Source organism: Ensifer adhaerens (assembly GCF_002940685.1).
Classification (GTDB): domain Bacteria; phylum Pseudomonadota; class Alphaproteobacteria; order Rhizobiales; family Rhizobiaceae; genus Ensifer; species Ensifer adhaerens_E.
This window is the reverse complement of the sequence record NZ_PNFP01000020.1, coordinates 24,688-45,393: the sequence shown is the minus strand read 5'-3', so window position 1 is coordinate 45,393 and position 20,706 is coordinate 24,688. Positions and strand designations below refer to the sequence as shown.

The 20,706-nt window shown below is 64.4% G+C and carries 15 protein-coding genes; 4 read left to right on the top strand and 11 right to left on the bottom strand.

The annotated features are described in order from the left end of the window. Positions 1–25: 25 nt before the first annotated feature. From addA to chvI, 11 genes are all read right to left on the bottom strand, one after another. Positions 26–3,592 carry a double-strand break repair helicase AddA gene (gene addA, locus C1A35_RS30145; protein WP_104667921.1) on the bottom strand — a complete coding sequence of 1,189 codons (3,567 nt, stop codon included), beginning with the start codon at positions 3,590–3,592 and terminating at the stop codon, positions 26–28. Beyond that, entirely contained in the window at positions 3,582–6,770 is a 3,189-nt protein-coding gene (gene addB, locus C1A35_RS30140; protein WP_104667920.1) for a double-strand break repair protein AddB, read from the bottom strand. The genes addA and addB overlap by 11 nt, the downstream gene beginning before the upstream one ends. Next, positions 6,767–7,498, bottom strand: coding sequence for a nucleotidyltransferase family protein (locus tag C1A35_RS30135; protein WP_104667919.1), 732 nt, complete (start codon positions 7,496–7,498; stop codon positions 6,767–6,769). Before C1A35_RS30135 ends, addB begins: the two co-directional genes overlap by 4 nt. Before the next feature lie 10 nt (positions 7,499–7,508). After that, positions 7,509–9,020 (bottom strand): tRNA (adenosine(37)-N6)-threonylcarbamoyltransferase complex ATPase subunit type 1 TsaE, encoded by a 1,512-nt coding sequence (gene tsaE, locus C1A35_RS30130; RefSeq protein WP_104667979.1) that lies wholly within the window; start codon positions 9,018–9,020, stop codon positions 7,509–7,511. Continuing rightward, a complete protein-coding gene (locus C1A35_RS30125) occupies positions 9,020–11,500 on the bottom strand; it encodes a sensor histidine kinase (RefSeq protein ID WP_104667918.1) in 2,481 nt (826 codons plus the stop codon). The genes tsaE and C1A35_RS30125 overlap by 1 nt, the downstream gene beginning before the upstream one ends. 306 nt (positions 11,501–11,806) lie before the next feature. After that, on the bottom strand, positions 11,807–13,207 hold the full coding sequence (gene ahcY / locus C1A35_RS30120) for an adenosylhomocysteinase (protein ID WP_104667978.1): 1,401 nt from the start codon (positions 13,205–13,207) through the stop codon (positions 11,807–11,809). A gap of 166 nt (positions 13,208–13,373) precedes the next feature. Beyond that, entirely contained in the window at positions 13,374–13,664 is a 291-nt protein-coding gene (locus C1A35_RS30115; protein WP_043624332.1) for an HPr family phosphocarrier protein, read from the bottom strand. After that, positions 13,664–14,065, bottom strand: coding sequence for a PTS sugar transporter subunit IIA (locus tag C1A35_RS30110; RefSeq protein WP_034801684.1), 402 nt, complete (start codon positions 14,063–14,065; stop codon positions 13,664–13,666). The genes C1A35_RS30115 and C1A35_RS30110 overlap by 1 nt, the downstream gene beginning before the upstream one ends. Before the next feature lie 156 nt (positions 14,066–14,221). After that, positions 14,222–14,680 carry an HPr kinase/phosphorylase gene (locus C1A35_RS30105; protein WP_104667917.1) on the bottom strand — a complete coding sequence of 153 codons (459 nt, stop codon included), beginning with the start codon at positions 14,678–14,680 and terminating at the stop codon, positions 14,222–14,224. After that, positions 14,677–16,464 carry a sensor histidine kinase gene (locus C1A35_RS30100; RefSeq protein ID WP_104667916.1) on the bottom strand — a complete coding sequence of 596 codons (1,788 nt, stop codon included), beginning with the start codon at positions 16,462–16,464 and terminating at the stop codon, positions 14,677–14,679. Before C1A35_RS30100 ends, C1A35_RS30105 begins: the two co-directional genes overlap by 4 nt. Before the next feature lie 184 nt (positions 16,465–16,648). Continuing rightward, positions 16,649–17,374: a two-component system response regulator ChvI gene (chvI, locus tag C1A35_RS30095; protein ID WP_104667915.1), complete on the bottom strand. Its 726-nt coding sequence runs from the start codon at positions 17,372–17,374 to the stop codon at positions 16,649–16,651. Positions 17,375–17,697: 323 nt separating this feature from the next. On the opposite strand from chvI, the gene C1A35_RS30090 reads away from it, so the two are divergent. The 4 genes from C1A35_RS30090 to C1A35_RS30075 all read left to right on the top strand — a co-directional run bounded on the left by C1A35_RS30090 (position 17,698) and on the right by C1A35_RS30075 (position 20,669). Then, entirely contained in the window at positions 17,698–19,308 is a 1,611-nt protein-coding gene (locus C1A35_RS30090) for a phosphoenolpyruvate carboxykinase (protein WP_104667914.1), read from the top strand. A 114-nt stretch (positions 19,309–19,422) separates the two neighbouring features. Further along, a complete protein-coding gene (gene arfB / locus C1A35_RS30085) occupies positions 19,423–19,857 on the top strand; it encodes an alternative ribosome rescue aminoacyl-tRNA hydrolase ArfB (protein WP_104667913.1) in 435 nt (144 codons plus the stop codon). A 78-nt stretch (positions 19,858–19,935) separates the two neighbouring features. After that, the gene (gene lysM, locus C1A35_RS30080; protein ID WP_104667912.1) at positions 19,936–20,409 is read left to right on the top strand and encodes a peptidoglycan-binding protein LysM; all 474 of its coding nucleotides are present in this window, start codon (positions 19,936–19,938) and stop codon (positions 20,407–20,409) included. Between the two features lie 2 nt (positions 20,410–20,411). Beyond that, on the top strand, positions 20,412–20,669 hold the full coding sequence (locus tag C1A35_RS30075) for a hypothetical protein (protein WP_199773070.1): 258 nt from the start codon (positions 20,412–20,414) through the stop codon (positions 20,667–20,669). The last annotated feature ends 37 nt before the right edge of the window (positions 20,670–20,706 follow it).

Genomic DNA, 20,706 nt, shown 5'->3' with positions numbered 1-20,706 from the left:
CGCTGGATTTTCAATATCGGGTATCTCACTTTGTCGCGAGGTCTTCAAGGCTCCTGTCGAGCGCCTGATCGTCAACGACGTGGATTGCCGGCCCTTCCGTGAAGATCAGCACGCAGCGAAACGCATGCGCCGGATAGAGCGGCTGCAAAAGCGCGCGGTAGATCGCAAGCTGCGCCGTGTAGGCGAAGGGGATGTCGCCAGGCGACGCCGGCACCTGCCTGTTGGTCTTGAAGTCGGCAATCGTCACGACGCCGTCGCTGACGGCAAGCCGGTCGATCCGGCCGGAGACCGCGTGGTCACGCTTGCCGAGCGTCAGCGTGCCCATGACCGAAACCTCGGCCCGGCTGCTCGGTGAGAAAAGCGCGCCAAGATCCGGATGGCCGAGCACGTTTTCGACGCCGGCGATCACGGCCGCGCGCTGCTCTGGGGACCAGAGCGGAACGGATCGCTCCAGATAACGTTCGGCCGCGGCCCGGCGATGGTCGCCCGCCATTGAGGGCAAAACCTGAAGCAGGCGGTGCAGGATCGCGCCCCACAGCATCGACAGGTTCGCGGGGGCCTTTTCCGAGAAGAGAGCCGAGCCGACGAGCGCATCGCCGTCGTCCTCGTCAACCGCAATGCCGACGCCGGAAGGGCTGAGCGGGCGCGGCAGCCGCTTTTGCGGCGGAAGCGGCGTCGAAAGCGCCTTGGGCAGCATGATCGCCGGGCGGACCCCGTGAGCCAAGGGCGCGTCGCCGGAGGGAAGGTCGCGCTCAAGCTGTCTTTCGCGCCAGGCATGGCCTGACCATTCCTCGCCGCCGGCGTGGAACGCGGTCGGATGCCCGCGACCGCTTTCGTCGCTGGCGAGACTCGCCTGGACCATGGCATGCCATGTCTCGGCGACGGCCCGCTGCCCACGATAGCCGCAGACGATCAGGCGGTCGGCGGCGCGGGTCATGCCGACATAGAGCAGGCGGCGATATTCTTCCTCGGCCAGCGTCTTCAGCCGTTCGCCATCGGCGGTGACGAGCGAGTTCGATTCCGCGCCCGGCGCGCGCCATACCGGGAGCGGCAGAACGCTGCCGTCCCTTTGCGCGAGTTCGAGGAAGCGGAGCGAAGGCACATGCTGGTTGCTGAAAGCCGCACCGCCGCCATCGACGAGGAAGACGACCGGCGCCTCGAGGCCCTTGGCCGCGTGCACCGTCATGATCCGGACTTCGTCGCGTTCCTTGTCCTGCTCGCGCTTGACCGTCGGTGCTTCCATTTCCAGCGTCGAGACGAAGGCCTGCAGACCGGGCAGGCCGCTTCTTTCCTGGTCGAGCGCGAAGGTCAGGAACTCGTCGAGAATGTCGCTGACTTCGCTGCCGAGCCTGGCGAGAAAGGCGGCCCGGCCGCCATGGACGCCAAGAATGCGGGCGTAGAAATCATGCGGCGCAAGCTGGCGCGCGAGCGCCATGTAGGATTTCAGCGTTCGCGCCGTCTGGTGAAACAGGATGCCGTCGTCGGCTTCCTGCAGCAGCCGCTGCCAGAGGCTTTCCCCGGCCTCGCGCCGGGCGGCGAGTTCGAACAGCGCGTCCTCGCCGAGATTGAACAGCGGGCTCTTCATCAGCGCCGCCAGCGACAGGTCGTCCTGCGGCAAGAGCACGAACCGCCCGAGCGCCAGCAGGTCCTGAACTGCAATATGCTTGGTGAGCACCAGCCGGTCGGCGCCGGCGACGGGAATGTTGTTGCGGCGCTTGAGCGCCCGGGTCAGCGCATTGACGAAGGCATCGCGCTTGCGCACCAGCACGATGATATCGCCGGGGCGCATCGGCCGGCGAACGCCCTTCTCGACGATCGTCTCCTTGCCGATCCAGCTCTCGAGCGTGGCTGCGATCCGGCGGGCGAGGATGTTGACCGGCGCGCTCTCCGGCGTCGCGTCGAAGGCGGCGGTCCATTCCTCCTCCGTATCCACCGGTTCGGCGGCAATCACGTCCCAGATGTCGACGGCGCCGGGATGGCCGATGCGGTTCGAAGCATGCACGACCGCCTCGTTGCGGGCGCTCAAGCCCCGGGCGTGTGCCGGATTGGCAAAGACGGCGTCGACGGCCGAAAGCACGTCGACGGTCGAGCGGAAGGAAAGCTGCAGGCGAATGGGTTCGAAGGCCTTGCCGCCGTCGCGCACCCGTCGTTCGGTCTCCTGGCTCTCGTGCGAGAACCGCTCCGGCCGCGCGCCCTGGAAGGAGTAGATCGATTGCTTCTCGTCGCCGACCGCGAACATGGTGCGGTTGGCGCCGCGGGCGCTCTCGCCGGAGAAGAAATCGGCGGCCAACGCCTGAATGATCGTCCATTGCGCCGGGCTGGTGTCCTGGGCCTCGTCGACCAGGATATGGTCGATGCCCTGGTCGAGCTTGTAGTGGACCCAGGCGCTGACATCGCCGCGGGCAAAGAGCGCCGCGGTGCGGTTGATCAGGTCCTCGAAATCGAGCTGGCTGCGCCGCCGCTTCAGTTCCTCGTAGTCGGCATTCAGCCGCTCCGCGAGCGTCAACGCCGCCAGCGTCGCCTCGAACATCCTGAGAATGCTGATGTGATCGATGCAGGCGACGACATGGCGGTAGGCCTCGTCCACGAGGTCAATGAGATCGGGTGCGGCCTGCTGCATCGCCTTGTTGAGGAAGGCGGATTGCGCCCGCGGCTTGCCGGTTCCGGTGAAGAACAGGTGACGCAGCCCGTCATAGCGCGCGCTCAGGTCCGTCATCTTCGAAACGGTTCTCAGCCCCTCGGCGAAGTCGAGCACCTTCGTGCCGCCGACACTGGTGGCGAGCGAGAAATACCGTTCGAGCGCCGCGCCGTTCAGTCCCGCCAAGGGCCAGATCGCCGACATGGCTCGGTCGACGCTTTCATCCGGCGAAAGTTTCAGCGCCCGCCGCAGCTCGGCTTCGGTGCCGCCAAGCCCATCGGCATGTTCGAGAAAGGCCTGGATCGCGGTTCGGTTCTGGACGATCGCCGCCAGCAGCCTTTCCAGGCCCGTATCGTCGGCGATGTCGAGCACGGTGGCAAAGGCTTGCGCAAGGGCCGGATCGTCCTTGGCGGCGGTCGCGGTCAGCAGCAGCCGGCGCGCATCGGCAAGCAGAACCGCAGCCGCGCGATCGTCGAGAACGGAGAAATGCCCGGCGACATTGGCCTCCAGCGGAAACTGGTGCAGCAGCGCCTCGCAGAAGGCATGGATCGTCTGGATCTTGAGGCCGCCCGGCGTCTCCAGCGCGCGGGCGAAGAGGCGTCGTGCCTCCTGCAGCTTCAAGAGGTCGGGCCGCTCACCCTCGATCGCCTCGATCCGCTTTTCGAGCGTCGCGTCGTCGAGCGTGACCCATTCGGCCAGGCGCTCGAAGACGCGGTTCGACATTTCCGAGGCCGCCGCCTTGGTGTAGGTGAGGCAGAGGATCGCCGAGGGGCGGCAGCCGGCCAGCAGCAGCCGGATGACCCGCTGGGTCAGCACATGTGTCTTGCCGGAGCCGGCATTGGCCGACACCCAGGCGGAGCGGGCAGGGTCCGAAGCCAGCGACTGCCGGCGCGAGGTCCAGTCGAGCCAGCCTTGCGGCGTCGCCTGTTCGGGGCCGAGGCTGTCATCCCTCATCGCCGTCCTCCTCTTCGCTATCGGCCGTCGACCATTCGGCTACGCGTGCCAGATGGTCGTATTCACCGCCATAATCGCGCTCTTTCTGAACAATCACGCGCGAGGCAAAGCCATGCTTGCCGGAAAGAAGCGCGCTCAGCAGTTTTCGCAGTTCGGCAAGGGATTCGTCTGCAAGCTGATCGGCAGATTTCGTCTCCTTCGACTTGCTGCCCTCGTTGTTGACCGTTTCCGACTTGAAGCGCGCGCCCGGCTTGAGCCTGACATAGAGCAGCGCCTGCGGGTGGCTGGGCGGCACGTCCTTGAAAGCACCGGCCTTGAGTGCCGCAGCTTCCAGCGCGAGCTGCGGATCGAGCAGCACGCGGGCTTCCTTGACCGACGGGCTGGAGCCGGTCTTGTAGTCGATGATTTCGACACTGCCGTCGGTCAGCGTATCGAGCCGGTCGGCAATGCCGGTCAGCCGCATGTCGGCAACGCCGAGCTCCATCGATGCCGGAGCTTCCGTGCGCGACCGGCGGAGGAAACGGGCGCGGTCCCGTTCCCACTTGATGAAAGCCTGCCCGACGGCGGCAAAGCGCGGCCGCCAGATCGTGTCGATATGGGTGGGCAGGTGCGCCTCGTCGAAGGCCTCGTTGAGCAGCCGGTGCATGACTTCCTCGGCCGCGGGCGACATCAGGTCGACGCCGGAGCGCACGAAACGCTCGACGATCTGATGGTAGAGCGTACCGCGCTCGGCCGGACCGGGATCGCTGTTGAACGGCAGCAGCGGATGCAGCCGAAGGATGCGTCGCGCATAGATCGCATAGGGGTCGCGCCGCAGCCGTGAAACTTCGCTGAAGGAGTACTTGCGCGGCTGCAGATCTGCGGGCGGCTTGGGGGCGGGACGCTCGGCAAGCGGCTGGCGACCGCCGTCGTCCAGCATGCGGGCCCAGGCGAGATAATCGGCGCCATTGGCATGCAGCGTCTGCGTCAGCCGTTCGCCGCCGAGCGCCAGCAGGCGCTGCAGCCAGCGCGAGGCGACGGTGGGGGCTGCGCCCTGACGCATCGAGCGGGTGAAGATCAGCCGCCGCGTACCGCAGGCCATTTGGAAGTCGTGCGCCAGCTGGCCGATGCGCCGTTCCGGCGGCTCGAGACCGATCCCCGTTTTCATGGTGCGCGACAGGAACGGATCATTGGCGGTCTGGCCGGGCCAGTTGCCCTCGTTCAGACCGCCGAGAACCACCAGGTCCATGCTCTGCAGGCGCGATTCGAGCGCGCCGAAGATGAACACCCGCGGATGGCGCATGGAGCGCGGCTTGACCGCAGCACTCGCCGACAGCGCCTCGACGACGTCGCACCATTGCGGCCCGTCCGCGGTCATCTGGCCATCGGTTTCGATGATGCCGCGAAGGAGGGTCGAGAGCGTATCGGCGGCTTCGCCGGACCAGAGCCCGCCGAGATCGCCGCGCTCGTCGGCACAGGTCGCTTCCAGCGCTTCACCGGTGCGCGTCGCCCAGTCGGCAAAGGTGAATTCCTCCGAGAACACGCGGCTGCCGTCCCTGCTGCGCGTGAGCGCGGAAGCAAGCGGCGCCACCGCGAGGCTGATCTTCGCCGCCACGTCGCGGGCCGCGACAAGTTCGGTTTCGCCGATGCCGATGCGCCATTCCGGTGGGTGGCGGTCGGCCTTGTGCCGGATGATCGCCGCGTCGAAGAGCGGGGCTAGGGCCAGCAGATCGACGCTCGCCGTGCTGCCGCGCAGCGCCATGCGTTCCAGCGCGTCGGCGCCTTCGCGCATCGTGTCCTGGGAAAGCCCGAAGCGGGCCAGCGGATGCTTGAGCAGCGCGATGAACGGCACGGGATCACCGGGGCGCAGGCTTGTTTCCAGCAGCAGCCGCAGCAGGCTGCCCTGCGGCGTCGACGACAGGGGCGTGCCGGCGGAATCGTCGGCCTCGATGCCGAAGCGGGCGAGCTCGGCGCCGACCCGTCGCGCGAGATTTCGGTCCGGGGTGATCAGCGCCGCCTGGCTCTCGTCGCTGCCTTCGAGCGCGAGCCGCAAGGCAACGGCGATTGCGGTCGCTTCCTCACGCTCGTTGGCGGTTTCGACGAGTGCCGCATCGCGGAAGGCTTGCAGCAGCAGCGCCGGATCGAGCTCGCTGCGCATCGCGGTCCAGGCATTGGTCGCCTTGGCCGGGAGCAGCGCGTGAGACAGGATCTCGGCACGGACGTCGAGGTCAGCCTCGGCGCTGGCCAAGGTGGTCACATCCGGCCGCAGAACGGCCATGCGCTTCAGCAGCCTGTAGAAGCCGTATTGTGGATGGCTGCGGCTTGCCGGGTCCGGCCTGCCGTCGAGGGCGGCGTCGGCGACGATCATGTCCCATTCGGCCTCGCTCATCGTCTGGTCGAGGCCGGGCAGCACGATCGTACCGTTTTCCAGCTTCTGCACGGCGGCGATCAGCGCCGCGGTTGCGGGAATGGAGCCGGTCGAACCGGCAATGATGATCGGGCCTTCGATCTTGCCGTCAGCGATGCGCTGCGTTTCCGCCTGCAGGATGGCGTTGCGGTGGCGCGCCGGTGAGGATTGTTTCAGTTCCTCCAGCCGTTCCGGCCAGTAATTGCGGGCGATCTTCAGGAATTCGAGCGTCAGCTGCCACCAGAGTGCGTGCTCGCCGGCATCGAGCTTGTCGAGCTTGTCCCAGTTGAGCTCTTCCGTCTCCATCGCATCGATGAGATCGGCAAGGTTGCGCGCAAGCCAGATCGCATCGGCTGGGCTCGCCGGCGCAATCAGCGGGCTCTCCGCATGAATGTCGAGCACCACCTTCGGCAGCCGGTTGCGCCAGGCCAGGATCAGCCGGCCAAGCTCGATCAGCCGCGCCGTGCCCGGCAGGGGCGGGGCCAGATCGAGGATCGCCGGCACTTCGGCATCGAAGAAGCCGCTGTCGTCGTCGGTCTCGCCGAGCGCCTTGATGGTGGGCAGGATGGTGGAGCGGCCGCCAAGCAGATCGACGAATTCGGATCTGAGCACACGGGCCGAACGCCGTGTCGGCACGAAGATGGTGACGCCCGCAAGCGGCAGCGGATCGGCCGGATCGTAGCGGAAGTCCGGCGTCAGGCTACCGTCGCAAAGCCTTTCGGCGAGCGTCTTCAGGAAGGGGAGGCCGGGCGGAATCGTGAAGACGTTGGACCGGCGGCCGCGCACGCTCATCCCTCCGGCCGGTGGCGACGGATCGCCGCCTCCGCTTCGCCGATCGCCTCGGGCGTGCCGACTGTCATCCAATGGCCGTCCAGCAGCAGGCCGTAGAGACGGCCCTTTTCGGCCGCGCGATCGAAGTAGATGTTGAGATTGAAGGCCTCGTCCGGCGCGTCGGCGAAGAGGCGCGAGTGAAGCGCAATCGCACCGGCATAGACCACCGGGTTCGGCAGACCTTCGATGTAGCGGGCAAGGCTGCCGTCGGCGCCGAGCGAGAAATCCCGCTTGCCGTTGTGTCCGGTCGTATCCTCGTCGCGCACGCAAAGCAGCAGCATGTCCATGCGCTCCGCATCGAAGGCCGCGGCCAGGCGCGTCAGGTTGCTGGGCTTGTCCGCGGGTTCGCCAACCCAGAACAGGTCGGCATTCATCACCAGGACCGGGCCTTCCGGCAGAAGTTTCAGCCCCTTGGCGAGACCGCCACCGGAATTCATCAGCTGGTCGCGCTCGTCCGAGATGACGATTTCCGGAGCGCTGCGTCGCCTGAGATGGCCTTCCATCTGGTCGGCGAAGTGGTGCACGTTGACCGCGGCCTTGCTGACGCCTGCCTCGACCAGGAGATCCAGAACGTAGTCGATCATCGGCTTGCCGGCGATTTCGACGAGCGGCTTCGGCATGGTGTTGGTGATCGGACGAAGTCGGGTCCCGAGGCCCGCGGCGAGCACCATCGCATTGCTGATCGACATTGATTCTCTGTCAGTTCGCTGATTCGGAAACGAGGATTCCGGTCTTCATACACCAGTCGTGCAAGGGTTTCAGCGATTCATGTGAGAGCGCCGCCTGAAGATAGGCGAAAGTGCGCGGCATGTGCTTCATGTAGCCCGGCTTGCCGTCGCGCTGCATCAGCCGCACCCAGATGCCGACGAGCTTGCAGTTGCGCTGCGCCGACATCAGGTGCCAGTCGCGCAGGAACGTCACCTCGTCGAAGCTGGGGTCTCTGCGCCGCTCGGCGAGATAGGTCTCCATCATCCGGCTTGCCAGCGGAGGGGCGATGGTGACACGCGCATCCTGCACCAGTGATGCCACGTCATAGGCGGTCGGGCCGATCATCGCGTCCTGGAAGTCGATGAGGCCGATCCGGTCAAGCCCTTCGCGCTCGTCACGCCAGATGATGTTCGGCGAATGGAAATCGCGCAGCAGCAGGTTGGTCTCGGAGGTCTGGAGAAGGTCGATCAGCCCGTCCCAGATGTCTCCATATTCGCGCATCTCGTCGTCGCTTGCCGGCGCGCCGCGTTTCCACGGCAGATACCAGTCGGTCAAGAGCCGCGTCTCGATCTTCATCGCCGTGCGGTCGAAGTCCGGGATGCGGTGAATGACCGTCCTGTCGATGCTGATTTCGCGCTGTGCCTGCTCCGCGTGCAGGCGGGCGAGCAGGCGTGCGCTCTCGATGTAGCGTTCGTCGATCGGCTGTCCGTCCGCATCCAGAACGCCTTCCGATCCGAGGTCCTCGATCAAGAGGATGCCCTGGTCGAGGTCGCGGGCGTAAATCGCCGGTGCGGCAAGACCGCGGGCGACGAGCAGCTGGTCGATGGCGACGAATGGAACGACGTCCTCGGCGATATGCGCGAGCTGCTGGTAGTACTTTCCGTCCTGAAGGATCGGGCCCGGCTTGTGCCGCGGCGAATCCATCAGAATCCGGCTAACGGATCGGTCCGCCGGGTAAATGCGCTCATAGGCGCGGATCGAGGCGTCGCCGCTCAGGTGCCGGCGCCGCGCTTTCGAATGCCCGTTCCGATCGAGAAAGTCGCGGATCGAAAGTGCGCGGGCAATGCGTTGCAGCGTGCCGTCCGGAGCGGAGATCTCGACACGGCGCCCGTCTTTTTCATGGGTGATCGTGAGCGTGATGCGGCCTGAAGGAAGGGCATCGTTCGCCCGTTCCGGCCATTCGACCAGGCAGATACCCTGCGACAGGGCTTCATCGAAGCCGAGTTCGTCGAGCTCGCTGGAATCGGCCAGCCGGTAGAGGTCGAAATGCGCGACGGGTATGCGCAGGTCATAGCTCTGAACGAGCGTGAATGTCGGGCTCGGCACTTCCAGGCCGTCGTCGTCGGCTACTGCCCTGAGGAAGGCGCGTGCGAGCGTCGATTTGCCGGCGCCGAGATCACCCGAAAGAGCGACGCAGTCGCCGGGCTTCAGGGCCAGCGCCAGGTCTTCGCCAAGCTCGATCGTTGCCGCCTCGTCCGCAAGATGGCGTTCGATCGCCGGCATCATTCGGCCGCGACGGTGGACGGCACGTCGGCCGAGGGGATGCGGCAGGTCACTTCCGTGCCTTCGCCTTCCTTGCTGCGGATCGAGACCGTGCCGTGATGCAGGCTGACGAAGCTCTCGACGATCGAAAGCCCGAGGCCGGCGCCGCCGCGCTGACCGTGGCTCTCGAAGCGGTTGAACACGGTGTCGAGCACGTCCTGCGGAATGCCGGGGCCGCTATCGGAGACCGAGAAGATGAAGTCGCTGCCCTCGCGGCGGCACGCCAGTTCGATGACGCTGCCATCGGGCGCGAAATTCGCGGCATTGGTCAAGAGCTTGACGAAGATCTGCTTCAGGCGCTGCTGATCGGCGACCATCCGGCCGAGATTGTCGGGGGCGGCAATCCTGAGCGTCACGCCGCTCTCGATCAGCCGGTCGGCCATCTGATGAGCGATGTCGTCGAGGAAGTCGGTCAGGCTGATGTCAGCCAGGTCGAGCTGGACGATGCCGGCGTCGACGGTCGCGAGATCCAGAATGTCGTTGACGATCGTCAGCAGCAGCGACGAGGACGTGGCGATGTGATCGACATATTCGGCCTGCCGCTCGTTGAGATCGCCGAAGGCGGGCGTCTTCAAGAGGTCGGCGAAACCGATGATGTTGGTGAGCGGCGAGCGCAGCTCATAGGAAACGTGGTGCACGAAGTCGTTCTTCAGCGCATCCGCCTTGCGCAGCGCCTCGTTCTTCTCGGTAAGCGCGCGCTCGACCCTGACGCTGTCGGTGATGTTGACGAAGGTCAGCATCGTCTGGGCGTTCGGCAGCGGGATGACGGCGTAGTCGAGGATCAGCCCGGTCCTGAGTTCGAGGATGCCGCGGCTGGAGGGTCGCTCGTCGTCGAAGCTGGTGATGATGTGGGTGAACCGCTTCCAGCCGTCCGGCTGGTCGTAGGAGATCAGGCAGGCCTGCTCGATCGCCTTGATATGCGTACCGGGCTTGGCTTCCACCTCGCTGATGCCCCAGATCGCGCGAAACGCCGGGTTCGACAGGCGAATGCGGCCGTCCGGGCCGAACACGGCGACACCTTCGGCGAGGTGATCGATGGTTTCGCCCTGGACCTGGACGAGGGTGTTGTAGCGCGTTTCGAGGTCGACCTTCTCGGTCAGGTTCTCGAACACCCAGGTGACGCCACCCTGCGGGCGGGCGGTGGCAAAGACGCGCAGCGTCTGCCCGTTCGGCAGGTGCCAGAGGTCGCTCTGCGTGTCGAGTGCCTGGTAGACGGACAGCGCGTTCGCCTTCCACTGTTTCCAGTTGAGCTGTTCCGGCAGCTGGCCGCCGGCGCGCAGCCGGTCGAGCACTTCGCCATTGTCCGGCTTGCGCTCGAGGAAGCCGATGTCGAGGTTCCACAGGCGCTGGAAAGCCTGGTTGTAGAACTGCAGGCGCTGGTTGCCGTCGAAGATCGCGACGGGCGTCGCCAGATGGTCGAGCGTTTCCGCGTGGCTCTTGAGCGTGCGGTTGAGTTCCTCGCGCACGGCCTCGATCCCCGACACATCGAGGGCGATACCGGCCGAGCCGGCGGCACTGCGGGCGTCGACGACGTCGAAGAAGGTGCGGTTGCCGCGCACGACGGTCGAGACCTTGTCACGGAAAGGCGTGTCGAAGGTCGAAACCGACCGGATCTTTTCGCGCGCGACGGTCGCGAGCAACTCCCGACGCTCCGCGATGGCGGTGGTGACATCGGGTGCCTCGACGGCATCCGCATAGGCCTCGTTCACCCAGATGAGCGTGCCGTCGGTGCCGCGCTGCCAGACGGGCAGGTCGATCGCGTCGAGAAGCGTATGGAAGGAGCGAAGCGCGGCATTGAGCCGATCGTGTTCGAGCTTCAGCTCTGCGAGCTCCGCCCGCATGTTGTTGAGCGCGATGAAGCGCACGAAGGCGCGCCCGCCGGAAACGCGTCCCTGGGCCTCCAGCACTTCATTGCGCTGCGTTTCGATGACCAGATCGAAGCTGCGTGCCTGGGTGCGCAGCGCCTCGATCGATTTTTCCAGCTCGCCGGCCGACTGCGCCTTGACCCAGCGGCCAAAGGCCAGGAAGTCGCGATCGTCCGAGGGCGCGCCGGTTTCCGCCGGCAGCTGGCCGAGCAGTTCGGCGCGTTCAAGCAGCCCGTCCCAGATGACGATCCGGCGGTTCTTGTCGGCGACCAGCGCCTGGTAGCGCGAGAGGCGCTGGTTGGCGTCGGAAAGGTCGGACCTGAGCTCGCGGTTTTCCGCCTCGATGTTGCCGCGCTGACGGATCAGCCAGATGGCCGAGATCATCGCGGCGGAAATGACGCCGATCAGCACGGAGAAGGTGACGACTTCCGACGAGCCGAAGATGCCCGCCTTTTGCGGCGCGACCTGGGCAAGCGCGTCCGTGGCGGTGAAAAGGGCGGTGCCGGCCAGAAGGCGGCGCAGGAATTTCGGACCCTTGCGGCGGATGGCCGGAAAATCTGTCTGGTCTCTGTTCATGGCGCTGCCATCCCCGTCTGTCCGAAGAGTGCTGCCGGCCTTGCTGCGCCTTGCACAGTTCCACCGGGGCCCTGTTCAAGGGTCCGCGTCAGTTCCGTTTGCATCCCCGGTCTGTCTCCGTCTGTTTGCCGCTTATTCGACAAGACATCCCATCCGCGATGCCCAAGGTCCGCACCGGCATCACGAATCAATGGGTTAGAGCATACTTCCTAGTCGAATCGTCGGGAAGGGAGAGGCCCAAAAAAGCGGCCGCGCTCTCTTGTCAAGAACGCGGCCACAAGATGTTGTGGATTGCCCGGGTAAGGATTAGTACCGGTAGTGCTCGGCCTTGAACGGACCCTGGGTCTTCACGCCGATGTAGTCGGCCTGCTCTTCGGAAAGCTCGGAGAGCTTGGCGCCGAGCTTCTTCAGGTGCAGGCGAGCGACCTTCTCGTCGAGTGCCTTCGGCAGGACGTAGACTTCGTTCTTGTAGTTCTCACCCTTGGTGAAGAGCTCGATCTGCGCCAGCACCTGGTTGGAGAACGAGGCCGACATCACGAAGGACGGGTGGCCGGTGGCGTTGCCGAGGTTGAGCAGACGACCTTCCGAGAGCAGGATCATGCGGTTGCCCTTCGGGAACTCGATCATGTCGACCTGCGGCTTGATGTTCGTCCACTTCAGGTTACGCAGCGCCGAGACCTGGATCTCGTTGTCGAAGTGGCCGATGTTGCCGACGATCGCCATGTCCTTCATCTCGCGCATGTGGTCCATGCGGATGACGTCCTTGTTGCCGGTCGTCGTGATGAAGATGTCGGCCGACGAGACGACGTCTTCGAGCTGAACGACTTCGAAGCCGTCCATGGCAGCCTGCAGTGCGCAGATCGGGTCGACTTCGGTGACCTTGACGCGGGCGCCGGCGCCCGAGAGCGAGGCAGCCGAGCCCTTGCCGACGTCGCCGTAACCGCAGACGACGGCGACCTTGCCGGCCATCATCACGTCGGTGCCGCGACGGATGCCGTCGACCAGCGATTCCTTGCAGCCGTACTTGTTGTCGAACTTCGACTTGGTGACCGAGTCGTTGACGTTGATCGCCGGGAACGGCAGCAGGCCCTTGGCCTGGAGCTGGTACAGGCGGTTGACGCCGGTCGTGGTTTCTTCGGTCACGCCCTTGATCGCGTCGCGCTGCTTGGTGAAGAAGCCCGGCGAAGCGGCAAGGCGCTTCTTGATCTGTGCAAAGAGGATCTCTTCTTCTTCCGAACCCGGGTTCGAAAGCACGTTCTCGCCGGCTTCAGCGCGGGCGCCGAGCAGGATGTACATGGTGGCGTCGCCGCCATCGTCGAGGATCATGTTCGAGACGCCGCCGTCGGCCCACTGGAAGATCTTGTCCGTGTAGGTCCAGTACTCTTCGAGCGTTTCACCCTTGACGGCGAAGACCGGAACGCCGCTGGCGGCGATCGCGGAAGCCGCGTGGTCCTGGGTCGAGAAGATGTTGCAGGATGCCCAGCGCACGTCGGCGCCGAGTGCAACCAGCGTCTCGATGAGGACGGCGGTCTGGATGGTCATGTGCAGCGAGCCGGTGATGCGCGCGCCCTTCAGCGGCTTCGAAGCGCCGAACTCTTCGCGGCAGGCCATCAGGCCCGGCATTTCCGTTTCGGCGATCGCAATTTCCTTGCGTCCGAAATCGGCAAGTCCGATGTCGGCGACGATATAGTCCTGAGTGGTGGTCATGGAGTTCTCCGGGCTGATCTCTTCAAGCCGCGCGGCCTTGGCCATCTTCGCGGCGCGATTATGCCTCCCACGCCTATAGGACGCGGTGAGAGTGCGACCGATCTATCAGGATTCAGGGTGGAGAGCAACCTCGATATAAAGAAGTCTTTATATCTTTATATTGCCGTCAGATTTCTTCGCCGAACTTGTCGGCGACCAGCGCGTCGAGCGCATTCAGCGCCTCTTCGGCCTGCGCGCCGCTGGCGGTCACGCAAACGCTGCAGCCGGTGCTGGCGGCCAGCATCATCAGCCCCATGATCGAGGTCCCGCCAACGGTCATGCCGTCCTTGGAGACGGTGATCTCGGCGTCGTATGCCTCGACCGTCTGCACGAACTTCGCAGACGCCCGCGCATGCAGGCCACGCTTGTTGATGATCAGCAGTTCGCGCGTCAGCGACATGTCGGGGCGATGGTCCATTATTTTCCACTCAGGACGCGGCTGGCGACGTTGATGTACTTTCGCCCGGCCTCCGAGGCCTCGACCAGTGCCTTGTCCATGTCGCTCTCGCCGCGCACGCCGGCAAGCTTGATCAGCATCGGCAGGTTGACGCCGGCGATCACTTCGACGGTGCCGCTGCGCATCACCGAGATGGCGAGGTTGGAGGGCGTCCCGCCGAACATGTCGGTCAGGATGATGACGCCGTTGCCTTCGTCGACATTGGTGACCGCGTCGAGGATATCCTGCCGACGCTGATCCATGTCGTCCTCGGGGCCGATGCAGACGGTCTCTATAGCTTTTTGCGGACCGACAACATGCTCGAGCGCATGTCGAAATTCCTCAGCCAGCTTGCCATGGGTGACAAGCACAAGTCCGATCATGGGTATCTTCGCTCCAACTGCACACGCAATTCACTGATGGCCAGATATCGCAATGCAGCAATTTCGTCCACCTGTTGGGGAGGGCATCTTGGCAAGGAAAAGGCGAAGTGCAAGCCAAAAATGCCGAAAATCCGGTCGCGCTGACGGTAAAGCGGGCTAGAAACCTATTTTTTCGGCGATGAGCGCCTGCAAAATATCGAGAATCTGCGCGCCCTCCTCAACGGGAACGCGAACAATCGGCAATGCTCGCCCGAGTGGTAGCGGCAATGTCTCGTCTTCCGGCGGTAGCCGTGGGTCGAAGGGGGCGCGCACCGGCAGCAGGGCCCAGTCCATCACCGCAGCGGGAACGGTTTCGATCGTGCCGATGCCGGCCCCGCGGATTTCGATGAGACCGTGAATGGATGGCGGGCAACGCGCCACGATCCGGTCGTGCTCGAGCGAGAGGTCCACCCGGTCGTCGGCGACGAGGGCCGCGAAGTGCCCGGCCTGCCGGGCGGCCGTGATGCATGCAAGCGCCAGCCTGGATTTGCCGGTGCCGGACGGGCCGGTGATCAGGAAACCGCGCGTCCCGAGCACGATTGCGGTGCCGTGGACATTGGCGCGGGCCGCTGTCACGCGTGCGGCTCGGCGGGAAGGGACAGGATGAAGCGGGCGCCGGTGATGCGGCCATCCGCTGCGGCGATGTTCTCGGCCTTGAGCGTGCCGCCGTGCGCTTCGGCGATCTGCCTGGAGATCGACAGGCCGAGACCGGAGTTCTGGCCGAAATCCTCGCCTTCCGGACGGTCGGTATAGAAGCGCTCGAAGATCCGGTCGATGTCTTCGGCCTGAATGCCGGGACCGTTGTCCTCGACATAGACAAGGCAGCGCGAGCGCGAGCGCGTCAGGCGAACGACGATCCGCCCGCCGTCCTCGGGAACGAAGGACCGGGCGTTTTCGATCAGGTTGGTGATGATCTGGCCGATGCGCAGTTCATAGCCGTTGACCGCGAAGCGTGCCTTGGGACTGTCCTTGCGGTCGATGACGAAATCGAGCAGCACCGACTTTTTCTTGCTGCGGACCTGGCGCGAAATGTCGACGAGATCGCCGAGCAGCTTTTCGAGATCGATGATCTTGGCGTCGCTGCGGGCAAGCTCGGCGTCGAGCCGCGAGGCGTCCGAGATGTCGCTGATCAGGCGATCGAGGCGGCGGACGTCATGCTGGATGACGTCCATCAGCCGCTTTTTCGATTCGTCGGTCCGCGCCAGCGGCAGCGTCTCGACGGCGCTGCGTAGCGAGGTGAGGGGGTTTTTCAGCTCGTGGCTGACGTCCGCGGCAAAGTTCTCGATCGCGGCGATCCGGTCGTAGAGCGCAGTCGTCATCTCGCGCAGCGCGACCGAGAGATTGCCGATCTCGTCCTGGCGCGAGGAGAAATCGGGAATTTCCTCGCGTTCCTTGGCGCCGCCGCGGCGCACCCGCACGGCCGCCGCCGCCAGACGCCGCAGCGGATTGGCGATCGTCGACGACAGAAGCAGCGACAGGATGATGTTGACGAGGGCCGCGACGCCGAAGACGCGGATAATGGCGAGGCGCTCGGCCTGGACGATCTTGTCGATGTCGCCGGCCTGCGTCGAAAGCAGGAGCACGCCGAGCACGGCGCGGAAGCGCTGGACGGGCACGGCCACCGAAACGATGAGTTCGCCCTTCTCGGTGACGCGCTCGACATAGCCGCGCACGCCGGTCAGCGCATTGGTGACTTCGGGATAGATCGCGCCGTTGCCACCAGGCGGCTCCTTGTAGAGCGGCAGGTTGCCGGGCTGCAGCAGCTTGTTCAGCCAGCTGTTGAGCCTTTCGCCGATACCCGACGATTCCGGCTCGATCGGTGGCAGATCGAAGCGCAGCACCTGGCCGCCGCTATAAAGATGGCGCGAATCAAGCAGCAGGTCGGCATCCGCGTCGAACAGGCGGGCACGGGTGCGCGTCGGCGAGATCAGGCGCCTGAGAACAGGGGCTACGCGCTCCTGGATGATCGGAAAATCGAGATCCTCGTCGCTCGGCAGCGGCGTGATGCTTTGGCCGGCCTGCAGTTCCAGCAGCTTTTCGGGATCGATGGTGATCGAGTTGGTATCGACCGAGGCCGACGCCGAGATCGCGCCGGCAATGATCTCGCCCTGGGTCAAAAGGCTTTCGACGCGCGCATCGATCAGTCCCTCGCGGAACTGGTTGAGGTACATGATGCCGCCGACCAGAACGACGAGCGCCACCAGGTTGAAGAAGACAATGCGGCGGGTGAGGCTCGAAAAGACGGCATTGCCGAAGAGACGGCGGATCAGCGTGAAGGGATGCGCCCAGCGGCGCTCGCCCTTCTGTGCCTGGGCACGCCCGTCAGTATCCTCGATGTCGCCCTGCAAGACTTCTACCAAATGTCCCGCTCCCGCGCGGACTGTCCTTCACACTTGTTCGATGGCGGCGGCGCTGCCGGCCGGTGGCGCCGCCTTCCATGGTTTGATCCGAAGACGGCGGAGATCGTGTCGAGCCTCGGACGAGGCCATCACCATCGCGCCGCTTCAAATGCGCCACTCTGGCCGCGATGGCAAGCCCCGCGGTTCAGGCGGACTCCCGGAAACGATAACCGACACCGTAAAGCGTCTCGATCATGTCGAAGTCGTTGTCGACCATCTTGAACTTCTTGCGCAGCCGCTTGATGTGGCTGTCGATGGTGCGGTCGTCGACATAGACCTGCTCATCATAGGCCGCGTCCATCAGCGCGTCGCGGCTTTTCACCACGCCCGGGCGCTGCGCCAGCGAATGAAGGATCAGGAATTCCGTCACCGTCAGGGTCACCGGCTCGCTCTTCCAGGTGCAGGTGTGACGCTCCTGGTCCATGACCAATTGGCCACGCTCGAGCGAGCGCGACGGCGCGTCGGAAGCCTTCGCGGTGTTTGTGGTGTTGGCGGCTGCGGCCTCGCGGTTTGCGGCGCGGCGCAGGATCGCCTTGACGCGTTCCACCAGCAGGCGCTGCGAAAACGGCTTGGTGATGAAGTCGTCGGCGCCCATCTTCAGGCCGAAGAGTTCGTCGATCTCTTCATCCTTGGAGGTGAGGAAGATCACCGGCAGATCGGACTTCTGCCGCAGGCGACGCAGCAGTTCCATGCCGTCCATGCGCGGCATCTTGATGTCGAAGATCGCAAGCTGCGGCGGCCGCGCAAGCAGGCCTTCGAGCGCGGAAGCGCCATCGGTATAGGTCTCGACCTTGTAGCCCTCCGCCTCCAGGGCAATGGATACGGACGTCAGAATATTCCGGTCATCATCGACAAGGGCGATGGTCTGCATCGTGTTCAACTCCGTCTTTTGAGGTGCCGGTCCGTCCCCGAAAACTCCGGCATTCGCGAGTCACGGCTGCGTTAGTGAGTATAAAGGTGGAACAAATTGTGGCGAAGACCAAAAAGCGTCTTTCGTGACGATAGGACAGCGCGTCTCAGATCGGTGTTCGCCAGGCCGATTTCAACCGATTAAAAAAACGATAAATTTCTTTAAATCGATTAATATACTGAAATCATTATTCTTTTTTTGACGCCGTCTTGTTTTTGAGCGAGCATGCAAGTAAGGTCCGGCGAAATTCAACGCCAATGGCCAAACACGAAGGAAGCTTGACCATGGAGCAACTCGGCACTCGCAATCTCGCGAACGGCTTGGAAAAACTCGGCTTTACCGACCTCGAGACGGTCCGGTACAACCTCGAAGCCGCAGAGCTTTATGAGGAGGCTCTTCGCCGCGGCGAGGCTGAGCTGACGGCGCATGGCGCGCTCGTTGCCCGCACCGGCCAGCACACCGGCCGGTCGCCGAAGGACAAGTTCGTCGTTCGCGATGGAAACACCGACGATCAGATCTGGTGGGACAACAACAAGCCGATGTCGCCGGAGCATTTCGCCCTGCTGCGCAAGGACATGCTTGAGCATGCCAAGGGTATGTCGCTCTACGTTCAGGATCTCGTCGGCGGCGCCGATGCCGACAACGCTCTCCCGACCCGCGTCGTCACCGAATATGCCTGGCATTCGCTGTTCATCCGCAATCTCCTGATCCGTCCGGCCCGCGAAGCGCTTGCCGCGTTCCTGCCGAAGCTGACGATCATCGACCTGCCGAGCTTCAAGGCCGATCCGGAGCGCTACGGCTGCCGCACCGAGACGGTCATCGCCTGTGATTTCACCAATGGCCTCATCCTCATCGGCGGCACCTCCTATGCCGGCGAGATGAAGAAGTCGGTCTTCACCGTCCTCAATTACCTGCTGCCGAAGAAGGGCGTCATGCCGATGCACTGCTCGGCGAATGTCGGCCCTGAAGGCGACACCGCGATATTCTTCGGCCTCTCCGGCACCGGCAAGACGACGCTTTCGGCCGATCCGACCCGCACGCTGATCGGCGACGACGAGCACGGCTGGGGCGAACAGGGCGTCTTCAACTTCGAAGGCGGCTGCTACGCCAAGGCGATCCGCCTGTCGGAAGCCGCAGAGCCGGAAATCTACGCCACGACCCGCCGCTTTGGCACCGTCATGGAAAACGTCGTGCTCGACGAGCGCCGCGTTCCTGATTTCGACGACGGTTCGCTGACGGAAAACACCCGTTGCGCCTACCCGCTCGACTTCATCCCGAACGCCAGCGCCACCGGCACCGCACCGCAGCCGCGCACCATCATCATGCTGACCGCCGATGCCTTCGGCGTGATGCCGCCGATCGCCAAGCTGACGCCGGAACAGGCGATGTACCACTTCCTCTCCGGCTACACCGCCAAGGTTGCCGGCACGGAAAAGGGCGTCACCGAGCCGGAAGCGACCTTCTCGACCTGCTTCGGCGCACCGTTCATGCCGCGTCATCCGTCGGAATACGGCAACCTCCTGAAGGACCTGATCGCCAAGAACGGCGTCACCTGCTGGCTGGTCAACACCGGCTGGACCGGCGGCGCCTACGGCACCGGCAGCCGCATGCCGATCAAGGTCACGCGTGCTCTGCTCGCCGCCGCCCTCGACGGCTCGCTGAATGCTGCTGAACTGCGCACCGACGCCAACTTCGGCTTTGCCGTTCCGGTCTCGGTCCCCGGTGTCGACGACGGCATCCTCGACCCGCGCTCGACCTGGGCCGATGGCACAGCCTATGACGCACAGGCCCGCCGCCTCGTCGACATGTTCATCACGAACTTCGCCAAGTTCGAGAGCCATGTGGATGGCAGTGTTCGCGACGCCGCTCCGGGCACCAAGATCGCCGCCGAATAAGCATCGTCGGCTATGATTCACGTGAAACCCGGTCCTCGTGGCCGGGTTTTCCGTTTTCATGGCGAATGTTTTCAAGAGGTTCGCTCTGTGCCATAGATCGGGGCGAGGTGAACCATGGCGAGCGACCCGCTCTATATAAACGACAACATCGTGATTGCCGGCTGGGAGCTGACGGAGCAATTCGTGCTGGCCGGCGGGCCGGGCGGACAGAACGTCAACAAGGTCTCGACCGCGGTCCAACTGTTCTTCAACGTCCAGGCCTCCCCGGCGCTCTCGGATCGCATCAAGGCCAATGCGCTGAAGATCGCCGGCAAGCGCGCCTCGAAAGAGGGCGTGCTGATGATCGAGGCCAGCCGCTTTCGCAGCCAGGAGCGCAATCGCGAGGACGCACGCGAGCGGTTGAAGGAGCTCATTCTCAAAGCCGCCGAACCGCCCCCACCACCGCGCAAGAAGACGAAGCCGACCCGCGGTTCGGTCGAGCGTCGCCTCAAGGAAAAGTCAGGGCGGGGCGAAATCAAGAAGCTCAGGGGGCGCCCTGCAGGCGATTGATTCTTTTTGCCGCTCCCTTGCCTTTTGGCCGGCAGCGCCCTCTCTTATCGAGCAGTGTTTTCGCAAAAGGAGATATTCATGGGTCTTTTCAGCTTTATCAAGAACGCCGGCAAGAAGCTCGGCATCGGCGGCGATGACGATGCGCCGGATGCCGAAAGCGTTCAGAAGGAACTTGCATCCCACGATCTCGGCACCAAGGATGTGCAGGTCGAAGTGGCCGGTGACAAGGTCGTGCTGAAGGGTGTCGTGAAGGACCAGAGCGTCTTCGAAAAGGCCGTCGTCGCCGTCGGCAACACGCTCGGCGTGTCCGCCGTCGAGGCCTCGGAGCTCAAGGTCGCCGATGCCGGTGCCGCACCGGCGCCCGCCAAGGCGCCGGTCTTCTACACCGTCAAGAAGGGCGACAACCTCTGGAAGATCGCCGAAGCGCAATACGGCAAGGGCAAGGGCGCGAAGCACACGCTGATTTTCGAGGCCAACAAGCCGATGCTGACCCATCCGGACAAGATCTATCCCGGCCAGGTCCTGCGCATTCCGGATCTCGATGCGGCCTGAGCGTGTCCTTCAGGCGTCCTCTTGCGATTGCCGCGCTGGCGAGCCTCTGGCTTGCCGGCGCTTCGCTGGCTGAGCCTTTCCGTGAACCCGCCAGGGGCAGCGTCGAGCGCGCCGCCATCCTCGACGCGATCCGTCCGGTGGTCGAAGCGGAGATGCGCGGGCCCGTCGAATTCGTCGTCACGACCATGCGTGTCGCTCCCAACTGGGCCTTCATGCAGGTCGAGCCGAAACGACCGAGTTGCGCGACGAAGCGGATATGATGGATGGCCTGACGGTATTCGCACTTGATCACGATGA

Excerpts from the sequence above, each read along its gene's own strand:
- C1A35_RS30115 (WP_043624332.1), bottom strand. The coding sequence starts at position 13,664 with ATGGACCATCGCCCCGACATGTCGCTGACGCGCGAACTGCTGATCATC.
- C1A35_RS30125 (WP_104667918.1), bottom strand. The coding sequence starts at position 11,500 with ATGAACAGAGACCAGACAGATTTTCCGGCCATCCGCCGCAAGGGTCCG.
- chvI (WP_104667915.1), bottom strand. The coding sequence starts at position 17,374 with ATGCAGACCATCGCCCTTGTCGATGATGACCGGAATATTCTGACGTCC.
- arfB (WP_104667913.1), top strand. The coding sequence starts at position 19,423 with ATGGCGAGCGACCCGCTCTATATAAACGACAACATCGTGATTGCCGGC.
- C1A35_RS30110 (WP_034801684.1), bottom strand. The coding sequence starts at position 14,065 with ATGATCGGACTTGTGCTTGTCACCCATGGCAAGCTGGCTGAGGAATTT.
- C1A35_RS30135 (WP_104667919.1), bottom strand. The coding sequence starts at position 7,498 with ATGTCGATCAGCAATGCGATGGTGCTCGCCGCGGGCCTCGGGACCCGA.
- ahcY (WP_104667978.1), bottom strand. The coding sequence starts at position 13,207 with ATGACCACCACTCAGGACTATATCGTCGCCGACATCGGACTTGCCGAT.
- lysM (WP_104667912.1), top strand. The coding sequence starts at position 19,936 with ATGGGTCTTTTCAGCTTTATCAAGAACGCCGGCAAGAAGCTCGGCATC.
- addB (WP_104667920.1), bottom strand. The coding sequence starts at position 6,770 with ATGAGCGTGCGCGGCCGCCGGTCCAACGTCTTCACGATTCCGCCCGGC.
- C1A35_RS30090 (WP_104667914.1), top strand. The coding sequence starts at position 17,698 with ATGGAGCAACTCGGCACTCGCAATCTCGCGAACGGCTTGGAAAAACTC.
- addA (WP_104667921.1), bottom strand. The coding sequence starts at position 3,592 with ATGAGGGATGACAGCCTCGGCCCCGAACAGGCGACGCCGCAAGGCTGG.
- tsaE (WP_104667979.1), bottom strand. The coding sequence starts at position 9,020 with ATGCCGGCGATCGAACGCCATCTTGCGGACGAGGCGGCAACGATCGAG.